Source organism: Arthrobacter glacialis (assembly GCF_002909415.1).
Taxonomy (GTDB): Bacteria; Actinomycetota; Actinomycetes; order Actinomycetales; family Micrococcaceae; genus Specibacter; species Specibacter glacialis.
Map to the genome: position 1 here is coordinate 129,873 of NZ_PPXB01000008.1, position 20,406 is coordinate 150,278.

General features: G+C 62.0%; 18 protein-coding genes. 13 read left to right on the top strand and 5 right to left on the bottom strand.

Annotated features, from left to right (window positions below):
* Nucleotides 1-142 precede the first annotated feature (142 nt).
* From mnmA to CVS28_RS11565, 6 genes are all read left to right on the top strand, one after another.
* Nucleotides 143-1,282 carry a tRNA 2-thiouridine(34) synthase MnmA gene (gene mnmA / locus CVS28_RS11540; RefSeq protein WP_103464691.1) on the top strand — a complete coding sequence of 380 codons (1,140 nt, stop codon included), beginning with the start codon at nt 143-145 and terminating at the stop codon, nt 1,280-1,282.
* Nucleotides 1,283-1,401: 119 nt separating this feature from the next.
* Nucleotides 1,402-2,019, top strand: coding sequence for a TIGR03086 family metal-binding protein (locus CVS28_RS11545; RefSeq protein ID WP_103464690.1), 618 nt, complete (start codon nt 1,402-1,404; stop codon nt 2,017-2,019).
* 75 nt (nt 2,020-2,094) lie between these two features.
* A complete protein-coding gene (locus CVS28_RS11550; RefSeq protein ID WP_103481600.1) occupies nt 2,095-3,729 on the top strand; it encodes an ABC transporter substrate-binding protein in 1,635 nt (544 codons plus the stop codon).
* Nucleotides 3,730-3,913: 184 nt separating this feature from the next.
* Entirely contained in the window at nt 3,914-4,408 is a 495-nt protein-coding gene (locus CVS28_RS11555; RefSeq protein WP_103464688.1) for a chorismate mutase, read from the top strand.
* Nucleotides 4,405-5,538: a uroporphyrinogen decarboxylase/cobalamine-independent methonine synthase family protein gene (locus tag CVS28_RS11560; RefSeq protein WP_243399856.1), complete on the top strand. Its 1,134-nt coding sequence runs from the start codon at nt 4,405-4,407 to the stop codon at nt 5,536-5,538. Before CVS28_RS11555 ends, CVS28_RS11560 begins: the two co-directional genes overlap by 4 nt.
* A gap of 175 nt (nt 5,539-5,713) precedes the next feature.
* A complete protein-coding gene (locus tag CVS28_RS11565; protein WP_165788134.1) occupies nt 5,714-6,601 on the top strand; it encodes an SGNH/GDSL hydrolase family protein in 888 nt (295 codons plus the stop codon).
* A 65-nt stretch (nt 6,602-6,666) separates the two neighbouring features.
* On the opposite strand, the gene CVS28_RS11570 is transcribed toward CVS28_RS11565, so the two are convergent.
* The 5 genes from CVS28_RS11570 to CVS28_RS11590 form a co-directional block, all read right to left on the bottom strand.
* Nucleotides 6,667-7,959 (bottom strand): DUF58 domain-containing protein, encoded by a 1,293-nt coding sequence (locus tag CVS28_RS11570; RefSeq protein ID WP_103464686.1) that lies wholly within the window; start codon nt 7,957-7,959, stop codon nt 6,667-6,669.
* A 15-nt stretch (nt 7,960-7,974) separates the two neighbouring features.
* Complete coding sequence (locus CVS28_RS11575) at nt 7,975-8,925, bottom strand: AAA family ATPase (protein WP_103481637.1); 951 nt, start codon at nt 8,923-8,925, stop codon at nt 7,975-7,977.
* A 110-nt stretch (nt 8,926-9,035) separates the two neighbouring features.
* Entirely contained in the window at nt 9,036-10,265 is a 1,230-nt protein-coding gene (locus CVS28_RS11580) for a DUF4350 domain-containing protein (RefSeq protein ID WP_103464685.1), read from the bottom strand.
* Nucleotides 10,262-10,930 (bottom strand): DUF4129 domain-containing protein, encoded by a 669-nt coding sequence (locus CVS28_RS11585; protein ID WP_103481601.1) that lies wholly within the window; start codon nt 10,928-10,930, stop codon nt 10,262-10,264. The genes CVS28_RS11580 and CVS28_RS11585 overlap by 4 nt, the downstream gene beginning before the upstream one ends.
* Before the next feature lie 12 nt (nt 10,931-10,942).
* Nucleotides 10,943-12,058 (bottom strand): DUF7847 domain-containing protein, encoded by a 1,116-nt coding sequence (locus CVS28_RS11590; RefSeq protein ID WP_103481602.1) that lies wholly within the window; start codon nt 12,056-12,058, stop codon nt 10,943-10,945.
* Between the two features lie 33 nt (nt 12,059-12,091).
* On the opposite strand from CVS28_RS11590, the gene CVS28_RS11595 reads away from it, so the two are divergent.
* From CVS28_RS11595 to CVS28_RS11625, 7 genes are all read left to right on the top strand, one after another.
* Nucleotides 12,092-12,475, top strand: coding sequence for a hypothetical protein (locus CVS28_RS11595; RefSeq protein WP_103481603.1), 384 nt, complete (start codon nt 12,092-12,094; stop codon nt 12,473-12,475).
* A 338-nt stretch (nt 12,476-12,813) separates the two neighbouring features.
* Nucleotides 12,814-13,488, top strand: coding sequence for an MtrAB system response regulator MtrA (gene mtrA / locus CVS28_RS11600; protein WP_103464681.1), 675 nt, complete (start codon nt 12,814-12,816; stop codon nt 13,486-13,488).
* A gap of 34 nt (nt 13,489-13,522) precedes the next feature.
* The gene (gene mtrB / locus CVS28_RS11605; protein WP_243399857.1) at nt 13,523-15,481 is read left to right on the top strand and encodes an MtrAB system histidine kinase MtrB; all 1,959 of its coding nucleotides are present in this window, start codon (nt 13,523-13,525) and stop codon (nt 15,479-15,481) included.
* A complete protein-coding gene (locus CVS28_RS11610) occupies nt 15,478-17,232 on the top strand; it encodes an LpqB family beta-propeller domain-containing protein (RefSeq protein WP_133159114.1) in 1,755 nt (584 codons plus the stop codon). Before mtrB ends, CVS28_RS11610 begins: the two co-directional genes overlap by 4 nt.
* A 140-nt stretch (nt 17,233-17,372) precedes the next feature.
* Nucleotides 17,373-18,239 carry a ComF family protein gene (locus tag CVS28_RS11615; RefSeq protein ID WP_103481605.1) on the top strand — a complete coding sequence of 289 codons (867 nt, stop codon included), beginning with the start codon at nt 17,373-17,375 and terminating at the stop codon, nt 18,237-18,239.
* Between the two features lie 154 nt (nt 18,240-18,393).
* Entirely contained in the window at nt 18,394-19,089 is a 696-nt protein-coding gene (hpf, locus tag CVS28_RS11620) for a ribosome hibernation-promoting factor, HPF/YfiA family (RefSeq protein ID WP_103464678.1), read from the top strand.
* 72 nt (nt 19,090-19,161) lie between these two features.
* Nucleotides 19,162-20,388 carry a winged helix-turn-helix domain-containing protein gene (locus CVS28_RS11625; protein ID WP_103481606.1) on the top strand — a complete coding sequence of 409 codons (1,227 nt, stop codon included), beginning with the start codon at nt 19,162-19,164 and terminating at the stop codon, nt 20,386-20,388.
* Nucleotides 20,389-20,406 lie beyond the last annotated feature (18 nt).

Sequence of the window (20,406 nt, forward strand, 5' to 3'; positions counted from 1 at the left end):
GGGTCCCCGCCCGCTTCGCGGACGCCCGAAGCTGCTCCCGGGACCCTGTCAGGCCTCCGGCTCTGGCGCCCAGCGGACCGGCGTCGCCTGTCGCGGTTGGCAACGCACGACTTGATTTTTTGCACCAACTGAAAGGTACGTAATGCGAGTATTGGCCGCCATGAGTGGTGGAGTTGACTCCGCTGTTGCAGCAGCACGCGCAGTGGATGCCGGGCACGACGTCGTCGGCGTTCACCTGGCACTCTCCCGCATGCCCGGAACCCTGCGCACCGGCAGCCGCGGTTGCTGCACCGTGGAGGACTCCAATGATGCGTGGCGGGCCTGCGACAAGCTCGGCATTCCGTACTACGTGTGGGACTTCTCCGAACGGTTTAAGGAGGATGTGGTCCAAGACTTCATCGACGAATACGCGGCCGGGCGCACACCCAACCCGTGCATGCGCTGCAATGAGCGCATCAAGTTCGCCGCCCTCCTGGAGAAGGCCATCGCCCTGGGCTTCGACGCCGTGTGCACCGGTCACTACGCCAAGGTCATCACGGACGCCGATGGCAACCCGGAATTGCACCGAGCCGCTGATTGGGCCAAGGACCAGAGCTACGTGCTGGGCGTGCTGACCCATGAGCAGCTCAAGCACTCCATGTTCCCGCTGGCGGACACCCCGTCCAAGGCTGAGGTCCGTGCCGAGGCGGAGGCCCGCGGCCTGTCCGTGGCCAAGAAGCCGGACAGCCACGACATCTGCTTCATCTCCGACGGCGACACCGCCGGCTGGTTGGCCGAGAAGATTGAGATGACCGACGGCGACATCGTGGATGAGACCGGCAGCAAGGTGGGCGGGCACACGGGCGCCAACCAGTTCACTGTGGGCCAGCGCCGCGGCCTGAAGCTTGGCACGCCGGCCGCCGACGGCAAGCCGCGCTTTGTGCTGGAAATCCGGCCCAAGGAAAACAAGGTGGTGGTTGGCCCGCACGCGTTGCTGGCCATCGACGAGCTCAAAGGCATCAAGGTTTCCTGGGCCGGGCTGCCCATCGCCGAGGTTGCTACGGGCGCCGAGTTCGATTGTTACGCCCAGGTCCGCGCCCACGGTGACCCCGTTCCGGCCCGTGCTTTTGTCACCGAAGTCATGGACGACGGCGTCTCCCGCCAAAGCCTGAATGTCACCTTGGAAGAGCCGCTGCGCGGCGTGGCGCCGGGCCAGACAGTGGTCTTGTACCAAGGCTCACGCGTGTTGGGGCAGGCAACCATCGATTCGGCACGGTCCTTGGCGCGGCCCGAAATTCCCTAACAAACACACGACGGTCAAAACGGCTCCTTCATGCGCAGCTTGGGTGGCGCCACGTGACCCCTTGCGGGGCTGGCGTAAACTTCCACTAAAGGTGACTTGGCTCACGGAAGGATTACATAATGCCCCCGCATACAATTCCCAACCCGCTCCAGCATTTAGAAGGCTCGCTGAACCAGTGCGCGGAAGTCATAGGCGCCATTTCGGCAAATCAGGCGGAGTGGCCAACGCCGTGCGGGGAGTGGACGGTCCAGGACCTGCTGCACCACTTGGTGGTGCATGACCTGCACAAGTACACGGTCATGGCCCGTGGCAACAATATTGACCCGCTGGGCTCCCACGCAACGGTGGGGGCCGACTGGTCCACGCGGTTTACCGACGGGGCAACGTTGCTGATGAGAACGTGGCACGCAGCCGACTTAAACGCCCAGGTGGCCCTGCCCGGCGGTGGTGAGGCGCCCCTGCGCAGTCGGATTGGTCTGCAGATCACCGAATTCACGGTCCATGCCTGGGACCTGGTCAAGGCCACGGGCGTGCCCATCATCTTGGACCCCGTCCTGGCGGAGCAATCCTTGGCCTGGGCGCAGCGGATGCTAAAACCTGAACATCGCGGGGCTGAACGCGGCATTGGCCCCGAGGTGCGAGTTTCCCTGACGGCAGATTCCTACACAAGGCTGGCGGGCTGGTTTGGGCGCAGTTCCCATTTCACGGCCGGCCCCCGGGTGGACGCCTTGCCGTAACCACCTGTCGCCGCCTTTTTCTTTGGCGACTCATTCCTTGGCAACTTCCTGTGAAGCACGAGAGAGAGTTTGCTGATGACCAGGAAAAAGTGGGGTTTGCGGTCGGTCATCGCCGTGGCTGGAGTATCCGTTGTGGCACTCACCGCTTGCACGGGCCCTCGCGGAGCGGGAACAGCCACAGAGGCAGGCCCAGCCGGCAGCCCGGTGGCTCTGGGAACCACGGACAAGGTCACCTTCCTTGACCCCGCGTTTTCTTATGACAGTGGATCGTTCTTGGTCATGAACCAGATTTACCCCTTCCTGCTGAACTCGGCGCCCGGCAGTGCAAACCCAAAACCCGACATTGCCGAATCGGCGTCGTTCACTGCCCCTACTGAGTACACGGTCAAACTCAAACCTGGGCTGAAGTGGGCCAACGGCACCGACCTTGACTCGAAGGATGTGAAGTTCACTTTTGACCGCCAAATGACTATCAACGATGCCAACGGTCCGGCCACCCTGCTGGCAAACCTGGGCAGCGTCAGCGCCCCCGATGCCACCACAGTGGTGTTCAAGCTCAAGTCGGCCAATGATCAGACCTTCGCCCGGGTGCTGACAAGCCCTGTTGGTCCCATCGTCGATGATTCGGTGTTCAGCCCCGACAAGGCGAGTGACGATGCTGCGATCATTGCCGGCAAGTCATTCGCCGGCCAGTTCACCATCGAGTTGTACAAAAAGAACGAGCTCATCGCGTTCAAGAAGAACCCTGACTACAAGGGCCTGCTGGGTCCGGCAAATTCTGACTCGGTGACAGTGAAGTACTACACCGATTCCAACAGCCTCAAGCTGGACGTGCAGCAGGGCAACATCGATGTGGCGTGGCGCAGCATGACCGCCACAGACATTGACAGCCTGAAAAGGGATGACAACGTCCAGGTGGACATCGGCCCCCACGGAGAACTGCGCCACCTTGCTTTTAATCTCAACACCATGCCCTTTGGCGCCGCATCATCGGCCCCGGATGCCGCCAAGTCCTTGGCTGTGCGGCAGGCAGCTGCTGACCTGATCGACAGGGGAGCCCTTGCCAATCAGGTGTACAAGGGCATGTACTTGCCCGCCTTCTCGTGGGTGCCGCAGGGATTCGCCGGTGCCATCGAACCCCTCAAAGAATCCTCCGGCGACGGCAAGGGCGGTCCCGATGCGGAGAAGGCCAAGAAGACCCTGGCCGATGCCGTCATCCAGACACCTGTCACCCTTGACCTGGCGTACAACCCCGACCACTACGGGCCTTCATCTGCGGATGAATACGCGTTGGTCAAGTCGCAACTGGAAGAGGGTGGGCTGTTCAAGGTCAACCTGCAGTCCACCGACTGGGTGACTTACCAGAAGGAACGTGTCAAGGACACCTACCCGCTGTACCAGCTGGGCTGGTTCCCGGACTACTCCGACGCCGACAACTACCTGTCACCGCTATTTGGGGCCAACAACTTCCTGAAGAACCACTATGACAACAAGGATGTCCAGGTCATGATCGAGGAGCAGCGCACCACCACCGACGCGGCGGCACGGACCAAGCTGATCGAAGATATTCAGCGGGCCGTTGCGCAAGATGTGCCAACACTGCCGTTGCTCCAGGGCGCCCAGGTGGTCGTCTCCGGCAAGGGCGTCAAGGGTGTCAAAGACACACTCGATGCGTCCTTCAAGTTCCGTCTGGGAGTGCTGTCCAAGTAGCACGTGAAACGTGGCTAGATGTACTCGACGCAGTGCAGACGGGGCATAGCAAGGGTTTCGTCCCTTCACTGCTGACCAGCAACTTTGGCCGCACCATCTCCGAGGACCGCTTGGTAACGGGCGCAGGTGGTGTGCTGGGTGGACAGCGGTTTTGTCCCCGTTGCACACCACCTAAACTGTTTTTATGACCGAACCGATTCACGCCTCTGCGAACCTGTCCGTTGAAGCATTCGATCCCGGCGCCAGTTCCCTGACAGGCGCCGTTGACCCGGCCGTCATGGCCGAGCTGCTGTCCATCCGCTCCAGCATTGACAACTTCGATGCCACCTTGGTGTACCTGCTGGCCGAGCGGTTCAAAGCCACGCAGCGTGTTGGCGTGCTCAAGGCCAAGCACCAGCTGCCCGCTGGGGATCCCAACCGTGAGCTCGCCCAGATTCAGCGTCTGCGCGCCTTGGCCGAGTCTGCCCATCTGGACCCCGCCTTCGCCGAAAAGTTCCTGAACTTCATCATCAGCGAGGTCATTCACCACCACCAGGCCATCTCCGAGAGCCACTCAGCCGTGGCCGCCACGGGTGTCGTTCCGGTGGTCAGCGTTGACGGCCAGAGCTTTGTGGCTGCTCCCGCCGAGCCCACCAAGATTTCCCAGCCCAAGTCCGACGGCGGCACCCAGAGCCAGTGAGTCCCTCAGCTGAGCGTTTTGAACTTCCCGGAGGAGCGGCGCGCCAGAATCTGCCCGCCGCGGTAACAGCCACGGCCCTGGGACCTTGGCCCGGAACAGATCCGGTGGAGGCTGCCAAGGTGTCCCTGGGATTGTTCACCAGCCCCCATTTGCCGGTGCTTGTTGATCTGCCCGCGCGAGGTGTTGGTTCGGATCCGGTGGGCCGAACGGCCGCTTTGCTGGTGGAGCTCCCCGTTGACGTCCAGCCCTATGGTTGGCGGTTCGTTGACAGGCCCGGCCAGGACCTGCGCCGGGCCACGTCTGCCCTGTCCACGGATATCAACGTATTGGCTGATGTTGCCGGTGCCGGCGAGATCCACCCCGAGGATCTGAAAATCCACGTGATGGGTCCAGTTTCACTTGCTGCCTCCATCCACCTGCACTACGGCGAGAGGGCCTTGCGAGACTATGGTGCCCGGCGCGATATTGTCCAGTCGCTGGCCGCCGGGCTGGCCCTGCATGCGGAGAAACTCAAAGCCGCCGTGCCAGGCGCTGCCCTGACACTGCAGATCGATGAGCCGGAGATTGCCTCCGCCCTTGCCGGTACCATCCCCACGGCCTCCGGCTACAGGACGCTGCGGTCCATCCCCGCCACTGAGCTGCGCAACACGTGGACTGCCTTTGTGATGGCTGCGCGCGAGGCAGGTTTTTCCCAGGTAGCCATCAACCTGGCCCCGGCAGCCTCATCGCTTCCCGGCAACGGTGATCCCGAATCCCAAGCTGCTGAAACGGCATCGTGGCGCAAGGCTTTGGAGATTGCGCTTGAGTGCGGCGTGGACGCAGTGGCCTTGCCCTTGTCGGATTTGGATACCGGCCACTGGGAGCAGCTGGCCGGGGCCATTGAATCAGGCATGCGGGTGTGGGCTGGGACTGTCCCCGCCAGCTCAGGCCAGCTGCCGCCGTCGTACTCTGCCTTGATGGAGCGGATTACCCGGCCGTGGCAGGGACTGGGATTGGCCGTCAGCTCGCTTAATCAGCTGCGCATCACACCTGTTGGCGGCCTGGCGCAACTCACCCCGCCGGAAGCCCGGGCCGTGTTGAATCGGACGATGGAAGTGGCCGACGCGCTGAGCGAGATCCGCAACAGCTAGCTGCCGGACAACCCCAAGGTGAGGGAGCGGACAGCACCGAGACACTCGTTACCGTAGTGAGACCCCGCAAACAGCAGAAAAGGCAGTTCCGTTGGTTATGCTTGCCATTGTATTGGCAGATTCTTGGGGGTTTTTATACATGGTTCGAGGCTATTTGTCGAGGGGTGGGGTCGCCGTGCTGATCGCTGGCATGGCTGTGGCAGGCATTGGCCTGAGCGCCGCCACGGTGCAGCCCGCAACGGGTTCCCATCAGCTGGCCGGAGGCATGTCCAAGCCCACAGGCCCCGACCCTTCGGCTTCTGGGACGCCCGCCCCGTTGACGATATCTGAGGTGAACTCTGTTCCGGATGGCATCCGGGCCAAGGACCAGAGATCCGGGGAGGAAGTAGCGACACCCTGGGACTTGCCCGCCGGATCAATGATCTTCAATCCTGCCTCGGGCAGGGAAGAGGTTACCGACCCTGCCATTGCCCGATTGGCGGTTCTCTTTGGCGATTCGCAGGCAGCTGGTGCGGCAGGAGTCAATGAAGCTGACACCTGGGTTCAACTGGGGCTGGCAGAACGCGGCTACAAGGTGAAATTCCTTGGTGGTGGCGGTATTGGTTTTGCGGCAAAGACGCCCTCGACCTCGAACTATGCTGATTCTCTGGACACCGGCAGGAAGGTTCTTCCCTATGGCAATCCAGCCCTGGTGGTGGTCCAAGGTGGTGGCAACGATGCTTCACAGGGAATTGCCGACGCCAGAATCCTGTCCAACGCAGACCGGCTGTTGCATGACTTGAAGGCCAGCTACCCCAACTCCGAATTTCTGTTCATCGGCACACTCGCCAAGGGGCAGGGGTATGGTGGCGGCCGGCGCTCCCAGGTCGATGCGCTGTTGGCCGGGTTCGCCCAACGGAACGGAATTCGTTTCATCAGCGCCGGGGACTGGGTGACTCGCTATGGCGTAGGTGACAAGTTGGTCGACGGCGTGCACCTCAACAGAGGCGGGCACCAGGCTCTGGCCAAGGTTCTTGCCACCGACCTCAAAGCCATGGGCATTCGCGGTCCGGGCGCCAAATAACTCCGAGGCAATGCGCCTGGCCCTTCCCCCGTGCCAAAGCCTGACGTGGGGGCTGGGTTGGCAGCCTAGAGCCGCCCTGCGGCCTTGAGCCTGATGTACATGTCCGCCAGTTGTGGGGGCAGCTCTTGCGGCGGCGCATCCACCACCGAAGCCCCGGCCTGCTTCAACACGGCAGTGATGGCTGCACGGCGGTTCAACGCATGCTCGGCGGCTGCTGCACGATAGGTCAACGTGGTGGTACGCCGGTCTCGGCGGGCCGCATCGACGGCCGGGTCACGCACCGAAGCCACCACCACAACGTGCTTTTGGGACAGCGACGCAACCAGCGGGATGAGCCCTTCCTCGGCTGCCCCGGCGTCCAGGGACGTCACCAGTACTACCAGCGAGCGGTGGGACGTGACAGCGCGAACCGCTCCCGGGATGGCCTGGTTGTTCAGCTCAATCAGCTCCGGTTCAAGGGGAGCCAGGCCCTGCACCATGGCGTTGAGCATGTTGCCTTTGCCGGTGGAGGAAACTTGGGTGCGGACGCGGCGGTCGTACGCTATCAGGCTGACCCTGTCCCCGCCGCGTTCTGCCAAAACAGCCAGCAGCAGCGACGCCTCAATGCCGGTGTCCAGGGCCGTTTCATCCTCAATGCGGGCTGCCGAGGTGCGTGAGGTGTCCAAAACAATCACCACCCGGCGGTCGCGTTCAGGCCGCCACGTCCGGACCACCACATCACGACGCCGGGCCGTGGCGCGCCAATCGATGGAGCGGACATCGTCACCACGGACGTAGTCGCGCAGGGAATCAAACTCGGTTCCCGCGCCACGGATCTGCACTGCCGCCTTGCCATCCAACTCACGCAATTTGCGCAGCTTGGAGGGCAAGTGGCGCTTGGAATGGAAAGCCGGCAATACCCGCAAGGTCCCTGGCGCTTCGATGGTCTGTTGCCGTGCGGCCATGCCCAGAGGGCCAAAGGAGCGGATGGTCACGTGCCGGGTGAGGAGGTCACCACGGCGGGCCGGCAACAGGGCAACGCCCAGGGCCGCTCTCTCCCCGGGGCGAACCCGCACGGTTTGTAGGGCGTTGCTTGCCCCCGCTGACGGCTGCCAGCCGTCCTTGACTACAGCATTCAGCGGCCGGGTGGATTCGTTGGCAAGGCGCAGCACCGCAGTGGTCTGCTCGCCCAGGCGCACCCCTGACGGGATCACCCGCCGCACCACCACGTGGCGCGGAGATGCCGCAAGGGACAGATCAAGCACCACAATGAAGAGCAGAACGCCCAAAGCCAGGAGCCAGGTCGCGGGGCCGGGCACGGCAATGATCGGCACCACGGCTGCCAGTGCCACCAAGAAAAACCTGCCCGAAATCGCCATTTTCGCCAGCTCGGATCAGCGGGGTACAGGCACTGTGGCCAGAATGGAAAGCAGAATATCATCCACGGCAACGCCATCCATTTCGGCCTCGGGACGGAGGGCAACACGATGCCGCAAGGTGGGCAGCGCCAACGCCTTGACATCATCCGGGGTGACAAATCCGCGACCCGACAACCACGCGTAGGCGCGGGCAGACTTCAGAATGGCTGTTGCCCCGCGCGGCGAGACACCCAGCTGGAACGACGGAGCGGTGCGGGTTGCCCGGACCAGGTCCACCACATAGGACAAGACTTCCGCTGCCACGCTGACCTGGGACACCTCATCGCGGGCCTGCTTCAGCTCGGCGGCACCGGCCACGGCACGGACACCAGCGCCGTGCAGATCCTGCGGGTCAAAGCCCAAGCTGTGACGGCGGATGACTTCAATTTCATCGTCCCTGCTGGGCAGATCCATGGTGAGTTTGAGCAGGAACCTGTCCAACTGTGCTTCGGGCAGGGGATAGGTCCCCTCATACTCCACCGGGTTCTGGGTGGCGGCCACCATGAACGGTGCCGGCAGCTTGCGGGACACGCCATCCACGGAGACTTGGTGTTCCTCCATGGCTTCCAGGAGTGAGGCCTGGGTCTTAGGCGGTGTCCTGTTGATCTCGTCAGCCAGCAGAATGTTGGTGAAAACAGGGCCTTCGCGGAAAGTGAAAGCGGAGGTGCTGGCGTCGTAAATGAGTGAACCGGTCACATCGCCTGGCATGAGGTCGGGGGTGAACTGGACCCTTTTGGTGTCCAGGCTTAAGGCAGCGGAGAGTGCCCGCACCAGCAGCGTCTTTGCCACGCCCGGCACGCCTTCGAGCAACACATGGCCACCTGCCAGCAAGGCTATGAGCAGGCCCGTGACTGTGGATTCCTGGCCCACAACCGCCTTGGCCACTTCGCCGCGCACGGCCAACAGCGCCGCGGCTGCCGGGCTCATGGCCGGCTGCGCCGGCGCCCCCGGATACGCAGCGGCTTGCTGCTGTGGCTGATAAGGCTGCTGGCCGGCGTAGCCATGCTCCGTGTATTTTTGCTCTGGGTAGGGCATGCTCATCGCTGTGCCACTTCTTCCTCTAGTGCCGCCAGTTCTGCGGCCATGGACAACATGTCTTTTTCGGATGTGGGTGCAGCGCCCAGCAACAAGGCGTGCACGTCTAACTGCTTTCGGCCGGTGGCCGCTGCCGCGGCCTCCGCTACGGCGGCCGGAGGCGCGGCGTTTCCCAACCGCAGGGTGCGCGCCAAACGGGTTAGGGCGGCCTGGCGCAACGTTTGGATGGCCGTTTCAACAGCCCGGGCGTCCTGGTACAAGCGGGCCCGTCCCGTCAGCGTCTCGGATGATTTCACAATGACGGGCAGCGGTTCGGCCACCAAAGGCCCGTTACGGCGCCCCTTCCACAACATGCCAAGGACCGCCACCAGCAAAAGCCAGGCCGACGCCGGGAAGATCCACTCGGGCGTGAACTCGGCCAAGGTGGGTGGCTGGTCCGCGACTGGAATGTCCTTCACAGAGGCCGTGTACCAGATGAGGTTGGGTGAGTCACCCAAAAGCCTGAACGCCAGGGCTGCATTGCCGCGGTTGGCCAGATTCTGGTTGCTGATGATGCCAGCATTGCCGAGCACCACAACACTGCCTGTGCCGTTGCCGGCCAAGTATCCACCAGCCGTCCCTGCTGTTCCAGACGGCATGAAGCACGTTTGCACGCCCTTGTACAAGTGAAGTGGACCCTTGCCGTTGTTCCCTGCACTGCCGTCGATCATTCCCGCAGCCACCGCATCCGGCTGCGTGCATTGGGGCGCAACAGTGGGGGTGCCCGCGGTGGTTCCGCTGCTGGAAATTTCGGCGCTAAGGCCTTTCACTGCCAAGGGGGCCGGGGTGATGGCCACGATGGCGGCCCCGGCTTTCTCGGCCCGCAGTGACAAGGAAGCCACCTGGGCGGAAGACAGCAGATTCTTGGGGTCGTAAAACAACACCGTGCTGGTGCCGGGTCCATTGGCGTCCAAGGCAGCAGTGGCGGCTGCCAGCGAATCTGCTGCCGTGACAGTGACCCCTTGAGTGCGCAGCACCGATGCTGCGGCCTGGGCGCCTGCCGGGGCCGGGTTGGTGATGGAAAGGGCCCCTGCAGTTTGTCCAGAGCCGGTTCCCAGGAAGTATCCCAGCAGCGAAAGCGTGATGAAAGCGCCACTACAGATCAGCCAGAACCTGTACTTACCCCACCACCGTTTCATGGTGTGGGCTGGGCTTGCTGATTCGGCCCGGAATGCCTGCTCAGTGTTGCTCATAGGGAGATCGAATCCTGCGCATAGACGGGTTTTGCGCCTGCAACACTGCGGCAGGTGGCAACCAATTCCTCGTACATGGCAGCCGTGGGCGGAACATGTCCGTAGCGCACGGCATTGAACAAGTCAGCGGCGCTGCTCAGCTCGGACACCTGCCCGGGGAAGGCAAGCTGCAGTTCGGCGGCCACCTCCACCGCTGTCCGGCCGGGAGCCATGACGCTGATGTCTCTTTCTTCACCGGAGCGAACCAAAGCGCGGAATTGTTCACTGATGGCGGTGCCAAAATCCCCCACCGCTGCAGCGGCCGAGGCCAGTGTGCTGTGTTGCTCGCTGGTCAACACATGGTCGTTCTCAAACACCGCCGCGGCAACCGCTTTCTTGCGGTTCAATTGGGGTCTGACGATGAAGACAATGACAAGAATGGCTATGACGGCCAGCCCAATCACAATGCTCAAACCAAAGCCACCGTCGGCCACCTTCAAACCGTTGAGCAGATCGTCGAAGGCTTGCCTGAGAAAATCCACAACGCGCTCCGGCAAGCCTGGTTTGGCATCTTGATACGCCTTTTGGGCAAGTTCTTCCTGGGCCCAACGGCGTGCCTCCTCGGCATCCGGGACCACTGGGACGCTCACTGCGCGCAGGGCTGCTTGCATCAGCTGCAGTGCCATGGGGCGAACTACCTACTGTCCGTAGTTTCCCGGCGGCAAGTACGCTCCGCCGTCCTGGGGGCTTGCACCGGTGGCGCCCGTTGCGGAGGGTCCCGGGACCATGGTGGCGGGAACGGGAGCGCCGGGGATACCGCCGTCGTCCTTGCCTGACTCGGATTCCTTGAGCAGCGTAATGTCGAAACCGTCCCGGCGCATCCGCAAGTCAATGTAGATCAAGGCCATGACACCTGTTTGGAACGCCAGCGTCACGGCCCCTACCAGCGCACCAATGACACCGGAGATCGCCTGGGCTATGAGTGTTTGGGTCAACAATTGATCAGGGGTGGGATCCATGGTCATCAACGGCATCACCATGGAAGTAATCAGGCTTACCGGAGTGGTGATGACCCCGCTGATCACGGCTGCTATGACACCGGCCAGCAGCGAGGTGCCAAAGGTCCGCCACCAGTTCCCGTTGGTCAACACCCACGAACGTTTGATGCCCTGCAACACACCCACGTTCTCGACCACAATCGCGGCCGGGGCCAGCAACATTTTGGTGCCGATCCATACAGCGACTGCCACGAACGGCAGGATCGCCAACAAGGAGAAGCCCACCGCGGCGCCCGGGCTGTTGGCGCCGAACGCCATGACCAATCCCACAGCTATGGCCGTGTACAGCACAATGGCCACCAGAATGGCGGCGGCATACAGCAACGCCAGCAGCACCAGGGCGCCGATGCGTGGCTTGGCCAGGCGCCACATCTGCCCGAACGAGGTCCTGCGATTAAGCACGGCGCGGATCACCGGGATCACCAGGGCACCTTGCAAAATCATTTGAATCACGGTGGAGAGGAACGCCGTCAACAAGATGGAGACGGAGAAGGTGATCAGCGGACCCGTCATCGACTCGAACTCTGGCGGATTGTTTTCATCAAAGGTGAAGTTGCTGTCCGTGAACAATGTCATGAACTGGCCCAGGGCCAAGAACATGACCGCCAGCGTTACTCCCACTGTCACCAGTTGGAAGATCAGGGCAGAGCCAAACATGGCCTTGCCATTGCGGCGGGCAGCCTGAAAAGCGCCGTCGAGAATCTCGCCAACACCCAGGGGGCGCAGCGGAATAACGCCCGGCTTGGGAGGGGCCATGTAGTTGTTGTAGCCGCCGGGCTGCTGCGCGGGTTGGCCATATTGGCCCCACTGGGGCTGCTGCGGGCCGGGCTGTCCCGGATAGTAAGCCTGCTGTGGGCCGGGCTGCTGAGCGGGCTGGCCGTATTGGCCCCACTGGGGTTGCTGACCGTAGGGGGGCTGCTGTGGGCCGGGCTGGCCGTACTGTCCCCACTGCGGCGGCTGGCTTTGCGGGTACTGTCCCTGAGGCTGAACAGGCTGAACAGGCTGAACAGGCTGAACAGGCTGAACAGGCTGAACAGGCTGCTGCCAAGGCTGGGCGGCGGGCTGCGAAGGAGCGACCGGGGGAGCCGGCTCGTGGCCGGGACCGGCATGTGGCCCGTCACCCTGTGGCTCCACGGGTGGCTGCTGCGGTTCGTGCGTCATTGTGCTCCCTGAAAGTTTCCCCAGTAAAAATCATCCACTGCTCCGGTGGCGGCTGTGCACCCGCTGGCAACGAGTGGTGCAGCCCAGGCACTTCAATGCTTCAGTGGCTATCTTCAAACCCTATCGGGAAGATAACCAATTACCGTGTGAATGGTGTGTGCAATGCCCAAAGAGTTGTTGCAATCTGCGCTTTCCCGCCCCGCACCTCACGGGCAATTGTGGGTGCACCGGCCCACAAATGGCCCGCAAACAGCCTGTCCGCAGCAAATTGGACCGAAAAACCACAGCTGGGGCACGTGCTGTGGAGCGTCGATAGGGACAATATGGAGGTAATAGGCAAATATAGAACTATGAAGGCACGCATTTTAGTTGTTGACGATGACGAGGCACTGGCCGAGATGATCGGCATCGTGCTGCGCAACGACGGTTTTGACCCCGTTTTTTGCGCTGATGGCGCCAAGGCACTTGAGGTATTCCAGTCCAACAAACCGGATTTGGTCCTCTTGGACTTGATGCTGCCCGGAATTGACGGGATTGAGATTTGCCGGCTGATCCGCGCCGAGTCGGATGTTCCCATTGTCATGCTCACGGCCAAGTCGGACACCTCGGATGTGGTCCGCGGGCTCGAATCGGGCGCTGATGACTACGTGGCCAAGCCGTTCAAGCCGGCGGAGCTGGTGGCCCGGGTTCGGGCCCGTCTGCGGCCTGGCGATGTCAAGGCACCCGAGACGCTCTTTATTGGTGAGATCACCATTGACGTGGCCGGACATGCCGTCCGCCGCGCCGGTGAGCGGATACTGCTCACGCCACTGGAGTTTGACTTGCTGGTGGCGTTGGCCCGGAAGCCGTGGCAGGTATTTTCCCGCGAGCTCCTGCTGGAGCAGGTGTGGGGCTACCGCCATGCCGCTGACACCCGCCTGGTCAATGTGCACGTCCAGCGCCTGCGTTCGAAGATCGAACGCGACCCCGAAGCCCCCGAGGTTGTCTTGACTGTCCGCGGTGTTGGCTACAAGGCCGGGCAGTAAGCGCTGAATAGCGTACAACGCCGGTGAGAACGCAATGAGCCACCACAGCCACCACCACAACGGCGTCGGCAGCAGTTCAGTCGAGAGCGCCATGGATAACGCCAATTCCATGCCCGACGACGGAACTCAGCCCGCCGCTTCCACCCCGGCTTCCACCCCGGCCGACGCTGCGGTGGCGGCGGGTGAGAACACGGACACGGAGTCGTTGCCTGCCCGTGCCATGACCGCCGTCGTTCTGCACAAAGTGGGGCAGGGCCTGCGTAGGGTCGTGACTCGGATCATTCGTGGTGCGGGAAACGTCCGGCGGTCCTTGGTCAGGCGATGGCGCACCTCGTTGCAGTTCCGCACGGTGGTGACGACCCTGTTGATTGCTTCTGTGGCAGTGGTGGGTGTGGGTGGCTATTTGGCCGGCCAGATTTCCAACGGCTTGTTCAAGGAACGCCTGATTCAGGCCCAACAGGAATCGGCCAGGGGCGCAACCCAGATCCAGGAAGATTTTTCCAACGCGAGCCTGAGTGATCAGCCGCGAGTGTCCACCTATGTGCGGGACACGTTGAAGTTGTTGGAAGTGGGCGGTGCAGACGACAACCGCAGGTACCTCATGGTCAAGATTCCGGGCCAAAGCAGCAAGCTTGCAGTCAGTTCCGCGGATTCCGGCGGCGTCACCACAGCCATCATTCCCAGTGAGCTGCGCAAAGCCGTCCAAGCGGATTCCGACGGCCAGTTTTGGCAGTCCATAGCCCTGCCCACAGGCAGTGCTGACGTTCATCCGGCGGTGGTGATTGGCAGCCAGGTTCAGTTGCTCAACACCAACTACGAGCTGTACATGATCTATGACCTCAACAGTGCGCAAGTAACACTGAACTATATTCAATCGGTGCTGTGGATTGCCGGCGGCATCTTGCTGCTGCTCATTGGTGCCATCGTTTGGTACGTCACCCGGACAGTGGTGAACCCCGTCAGCCAGGCGGCAGCCGTTTCCGAGAAATTGGCCGCCGGTGAGCTTGAGGAACGCATGCAGGTCACTGGCGAGGATGAGATGGCCAGGCTGGCTACCTCCTTCAACAAGATGGCAACCTCGCTCCAGGACCAGATCACGGCCCTGGCCGCCCTCTCGGACATGCAGCAGCGCTTCGTCTCGGATGTTTCCCACGAGCTTCGCACCCCACTGACCACTGTGCGTATGGCCGCCGAGGTCCTCTATGACGCCCGCGACGACTTTGACCCCATCAACAAGCGGTCCTCGGAGTTGCTCTTCCATCAGGTGGAGCGCTTTGAGCTTTTGCTGGCGGACTTGCTGGAAATCTCCCGTTTTGATGCAGGCGTGGCCGATCTGGACGCGGAATCGCTGGACATTTTCTCCGTGATCCATTCCGTGATCGACGGCGCAACTCCCGTGGCGCAGGCCAACTCAACCGAGTTGTCGGTGGTGACCCGGCTGCGCAACCACAAATGTGTTGTTGAGATGGATTCACGGCGGATCGATCGGATCTTGCGCAACCTGGTCCTCAACGCGGTGGAACACAGCGAAGGCAACCCCGTGAAGATCTTTGTATCAGCCGATGAAACTGCTGTGGCGGTTGCGGTGCGAGACTACGGCATTGGCATGTCGCCCTCGGCCTTGGGGCACGTCTTTGACAGATTCTGGCGGGCCGACTCTGCCCGGGCCCGTACAACAGGCGGCAGCGGGCTGGGTCTGTCCATTGCCATGGAAGACGCCCGATTGCATGACGGCTGGCTCGAAGCGTGGGGGGTCCCCGGCGAAGGATCCTGCTTCCGTCTGACCCTGCCACGTAAACGCGGTGGGGTGCTCACGCATTCACCCGTCCCGCTTCCGCCCGACGGCGGTGGGCAGGCAGGCACTTCGCCCTCGCTTTCCACGGGCCCCATCATGACGCACACCGGATCCATCGGCGTCGTGGGCGCCCTGGGCAGCTTCAAGTCGGTCCCCGGGCAGGATTCCGGCAATGCATCGGAGAGGGCGGAACAGTGAGCAGAACATCGACGGGCACAAAACGTCACCTGGCACGGGCACAGCGGCAGCGGGCGATGCCCGTGTGGGCCATGGCCGTCGTCGTCCTTCTCCTTGCCGTGGCAGGGTGCGCCACCATTCCCACCGATGGCCCCGTGGGAAAGAGCGATCCCTTGTCGCCGCGGGACAATTCGGTCAACATCGATTTTCAGCAGTTTGGACCTGTTGACGGGGCGGCACAGGAAAGCATCATTCGTGGATTCATTGAATCTGGCACAGGAATTTCAGACGATTTTCAGGTGGCCAGACAGTATTTGACGCCAGGATTGGCGCAGTCGTGGGCCCCTGACAAGCGAACAGTGATTTACAAGGACACGTTCTCCGCCAAGCCCGGAACGGAGAAGGACAGTTTCGTCTTGACCTTGGATGTGCTCTCAACCGTGGATGCCGACGGTGTTCGCACCCCTGCGGCAGAGGGCGCCACCACCAGCGTCGAGGTCAAAATGGTTCTGGTTGCCGGACAATGGCGCATTTCCGAAACACCCGACGGCCTGTTGCTGACTGAAGCGACTTTCCAAACACTCTTTAGCCCCGTCTCGCTGTACTTCTACGACCCCACCTTCACCTACGGTGTGCCGGATGTGCGGTGGTTGGCTTCGCGCACATCGCGAACGGCAACAGCCATTGTAAGGACCATGCTCAACGGGCCGGCCCCCTATTTGCAAGGGGCTGTTGTGAGTGCCTTCCCCAGCGGCATTGCCCTGGAACGGGACTCGGTGCCTGTCAACAACGGCGTTGCCAAGGTCGGTTTGACGGCGCAGCCCTTGCTGGAAACAAGTGTGGCGCAGCGCCAACAAATGCACACCCAACTGCTCATGACTTTTCAAAAGAGTTTGAACACCATCACCGAGCTGCAGCTGTTGGCTGACGACCGTGAAGTGGACATGGGCGGAGCAGATCAGGCTGTGTTGCCGATGATCATCGACAGGCCCGTTTCAGCGACCCAAATTGCGCTGGCCAAGAACGAGCTGGTTACCTATGACGGCACCAAAATTGCCCCCATTGCCAATATGCCCTCCGTGGCCGGTTTGCTGCCCTCGGCGCCTGCCATGTCCTACTCGGGAAACAACTTCGCTTTCCTCTCGGGAGCCGGCAACCAGATTTACAGTGTCAGTCCCGGCAAGCAGCCCACCGTGGCGGTGGCCGGGAATTCCCTCACCGCGCCGTCGTTTGCACCCAACGGGTGGGTTTGGACTGCCGCCGGTGACGGCTCGGGAGAGGTGGTCGCCATCAACCCGGACGACGGCGGAACCATGGGAAAGCCTGTGATTCTCACCGTGCCGTGGTTGGTGGGGCAGACTGTCACCACGCTGCGGATCTCGCGGGACGGTGCACGGGCTTTGGTGATTTCCCAGGCCAACGGTGTGAGTACCGTGAACATTACTGGCATCTTCAAATCCGGTGATGTGCCCAAGGAACTCACCGACCCCATCGCCATCGCCCACAGCGGAACAGCAACACTGGGCGTGTGGGCGGGGGAGTCAACCCTTGCTGTGATGGCACCCTCGGCCGCCGATTTGGTCACCGTGGAGTTTTTGGACCTGGTGCGCAGTCCCCTTCAATTGGATCCGCTCAAGGGGGTCCAATGGCTCAGCGCCGGATCCGGCGTGCGGAATGTGCATGCCCAAACAGCCACCGAGATTTTCAGCAACGTGGGCAATCATTGGGAAGTTGCGGCTAAAGAGCTTCGCCAAGCTTCCTTTGCCGGCTAGGGGAGTGTGCTGACCGGGGCATCCAAGATTGGATCCGGCGCCGGCACATCAGTAATCCACAGCCACTGCCACGGCCGTGCGTGTCCACAAGCGGCCCCCTATCGGGGCGCGTGGCCGCCGCAAGGGTCCATGCTGGGTGCATGGAGAATCCGGGTGCGCCGATCGCCAGGGCGGGATTGCACAGGGCGCCAGCTGGCCGGCTGTGGATGCGGCTGTGGTTGTGGGGCGAATCTGCCTGGCGGGATTTCCTGTACCTGATCCTGCCGGCTGAATGCGTGGTGTGTGGCAGGGAGGATCAAGCGCTCTGCCCGGCGTGTTCGGCCGTGCTGCGCCAGCACACGGCTGAACCTTTTCGGGCAGAGCAACGCGCAGATGCGCTGGTGGGAGTAATGGGGCGTTCGCTTTTGCCCGTCGTGGCGGCGGGCGTGTACCGGGACGCCCTGGCTGAGACCATCCTTGCGTTCAAGAACCATGGGCGCACCGAGCTGGCGGCACCCTTGAGCCGCGCCCTGTCCCGTGCCATGAGTGCCCTGCTCGACTCGGTGGATCCGCCCACCACCAGAATGCTCGTCGTGGTGCCCGTGCCCAGCACCGGCAGCGGATGGCGGCGCCGCGGATATGACCCTGTGGCGATGATTCTGCGGGCCATGGAGCACGAGGGCAGGTTGCCTGCCCAGACGGCAATAATGCCTCTTTTGGGCATCAAGGCAAAGCCGCCCTGGCGAAGGCGCCACCAGAAGGGTTTGGGCCGGGCGGAACGGCGGCGCAACGTACGTAACACTATGAAAATACGGCGCAGGAAGCTGCGCCATGTTTGGCTCAGAGCGAACCCTGACGAAGCTCTTGTGGTGGTGGTTGACGACGTGCTGACCACAGGCTCAACGTTGCAAGAAGCCGTCAAAACACTGAAGAATACGGGCCTGAGCGTGTATGCAGGGGTGGTGCTGGCGGCAGCACGGGCACCCGAGGGTGGGCACGAATTAGTCCCCCGAGAACGACTCGAATGAAAATTTACTTGAACAAAAGATGAATAAAGCCATGCAGTGAACTAACGTGAGTGAACGGGTACCTCTTCCGAGAGGAAACCGCCCGTCGGCGGTCTGGAATGTAGCGCCAAATGCTAGCCGGCCGCCGTGTCACCGAAGATATTTGGAGGGCACCATGGAGTTCATGATCACCGGTCGCAACTTGAGCGTTTCGGACCGATTCCGCGAATACGCTGGCGAGAAGCTCACAAAGATCGAACAGCTGGCCAACAAGGTCCAGCGGGTCGACGTGAAGGTTTCCAAGGAGAGCAAGGCCCGCACAGCAGACACTCCTCTAACAGTTGAGTTGACGGTTCTGGGCCGAGGCCCCGTGATCCGCGCCGAAGCCGCCGCATCCGACAAGTTCGCAGCTTTTGATCTGGCTTACGGGAAGCTGCTGGAACGACTCCGCCGCGCCAAGGACAAGAAGAAGGTCCACCACGGCCGGCACGCTCCCGTTGCAGTCAACGAGGCCACAGGTTCACTGACTCCCGTGAGCAGTACCGAGCCAATCTACGCACAGAGCGTCCCTGTTGCGGTTCCGGAAAAGCTGCCGTACGAGATCGAAAACGACATCCCCGCGGGTGATTCGCCCGTGCTGATCCGTCGCAAGGTTTTCCCCGCCACAGCATTGTCCCTCGATGATGCCGTGGACAACATGGAAATGGTGGGTCACGACTTCTACCTCTTCATCGATTCCGCAACCGGCATCCCCTCGGTGGTCTACCGCCGCAAGGGGTGGACCTACGGTGTCATCTCCCTCGATGACAACGCCGATGTTCTGGAAGAGATCTCGGCCTACCGGTCACCGGATGAGCCAGCCCGCGTCTAGGCAATTCCACCGGACTCATAGTGAGCCGAAGTCCGCACAAAGTAGTCCGCACAAAGTCAAGGAGCAGAATTTATGGGTGCAAGTCTGAGCCTCTCGCAGGCCAGACGCATTGCACTCAAGGCTCAAGGACTTGCAAGCGTCCGGTCCGCCCAACCCGTCACAGCACGGGAGGTGGGCCGGACTTTTGCGCAACTGCAGCTGGTTCAAATTGACTCCGTCAACGTTCTCTCCCGCAGCCACTACCTGCCCTTCTTTTCGCGGCTGGGGCCCTACGACACCGCCGTGCTCAATTCTTTGGCGGGGAGGTCTCCAAGGAAGCTGATGGAGTACTGGGCCCATGAGGCAAGCTTCATCCGCCCGGAGCATTTTCATGATTTGCGGCCCTGGCAAAAACGGCGCTGGGTGGGTTCCGCCGCCATGGAGACCGGGCTTCGGGAAACTCTCGAAGCAAGCATTCTGCAGGTCCTGGCGCACAGCAATCCCCTGACGGCCCGGGAGATCAAGGCCAGAATTGGTCATGAAGAAACAGTGAGCAAGGATCACTGGGGCTGGAACTGGAGCGCGGTAAAACGAGCCCTTGAAGGACTCTTTGAGCGCGGCGTAGTGGGCGTTGCCTCGCGCAATGAACAATTCGAACGCCGGTACTCACTCATTGAAAAGATTTTGCCGCCGGCCCGGCGCGGCCAGTGGGCTCCGGGGGAGGCCGTGGACTCTGCAATCAAGGAGGAATCCCTCACACGCCTCATATCCGCAGCAGCCCAAGCCCACGGCATCGGCACCACCAGATGCTTTGCCGACTACTTCCGGCTCCCACCCAAGGCAGCCGAACACGCAGTGAAACAACTTGTGGCTGCGGCGGAGCTGACACCTGTCACGGTGGTTGGCTGGCCCGAGCCCACCTATGTGCATGCCACAGTCAGAACGCCGCGGAAGGCAACAGGCCAGGCCTTATTGAGTCCTTTTGATTCGCTGGTCTTTGAGCGCAGGCGGCTGGAGCGGCTCTTCAACTTTCACTACCGGCTGGAAATCTACACCCCCGAACACAAGCGAAAGTATGGATATTACGTCTTGCCGTTTCTGCTGGGCGAGAACATCGTGGCCCGGGTGGATCTCAAAGCAGACCGGCAAGCGGGTGTTCTCATGGTTCGTGGCGCCTTTGCCGAAGCCGATGCGCCCGCAGATACCGCCCATCACTTGGCCACCGAGCTGGAACTGATGGCCCAATGGCTGGGACTTGGCGCCGTCGTCGTCCTCGACCATGGGGACTTGGCCGCGACACTGAGGGCGGCCTTGCAATAACTGGCAGTGCGCTCTGCG

Coding starts and splice junctions, on each gene's coding strand:
- mnmA (WP_103464691.1), top strand. CDS start 143: ATGCGAGTATTGGCCGCCATGAGTGGTGGAGTTGACTCCGCTGTTGCA.
- CVS28_RS11545 (WP_103464690.1), top strand. CDS start 1,402: ATGCCCCCGCATACAATTCCCAACCCGCTCCAGCATTTAGAAGGCTCG.
- CVS28_RS11550 (WP_103481600.1), top strand. CDS start 2,095: ATGACCAGGAAAAAGTGGGGTTTGCGGTCGGTCATCGCCGTGGCTGGA.
- CVS28_RS11555 (WP_103464688.1), top strand. CDS start 3,914: ATGACCGAACCGATTCACGCCTCTGCGAACCTGTCCGTTGAAGCATTC.
- CVS28_RS11570 (WP_103464686.1), bottom strand. CDS start 7,959: ATGGCGATTTCGGGCAGGTTTTTCTTGGTGGCACTGGCAGCCGTGGTG.
- CVS28_RS11575 (WP_103481637.1), bottom strand. CDS start 8,925: ATGAGCCCGGCAGCCGCGGCGCTGTTGGCCGTGCGCGGCGAAGTGGCC.
- CVS28_RS11580 (WP_103464685.1), bottom strand. CDS start 10,265: ATGAGCAACACTGAGCAGGCATTCCGGGCCGAATCAGCAAGCCCAGCC.
- CVS28_RS11585 (WP_103481601.1), bottom strand. CDS start 10,930: ATGGCACTGCAGCTGATGCAAGCAGCCCTGCGCGCAGTGAGCGTCCCA.
- CVS28_RS11590 (WP_103481602.1), bottom strand. CDS start 12,058: ATGGCCCCTCCCAAGCCGGGCGTTATTCCGCTGCGCCCCCTGGGTGTT.
- mtrA (WP_103464681.1), top strand. CDS start 12,814: ATGAAGGCACGCATTTTAGTTGTTGACGATGACGAGGCACTGGCCGAG.
- mtrB (WP_243399857.1), top strand. CDS start 13,523: ATGAGCCACCACAGCCACCACCACAACGGCGTCGGCAGCAGTTCAGTC.
- CVS28_RS11615 (WP_103481605.1), top strand. CDS start 17,373: ATGGAGAATCCGGGTGCGCCGATCGCCAGGGCGGGATTGCACAGGGCG.
- hpf (WP_103464678.1), top strand. CDS start 18,394: ATGGAGTTCATGATCACCGGTCGCAACTTGAGCGTTTCGGACCGATTC.
- CVS28_RS11625 (WP_103481606.1), top strand. CDS start 19,162: ATGGGTGCAAGTCTGAGCCTCTCGCAGGCCAGACGCATTGCACTCAAG.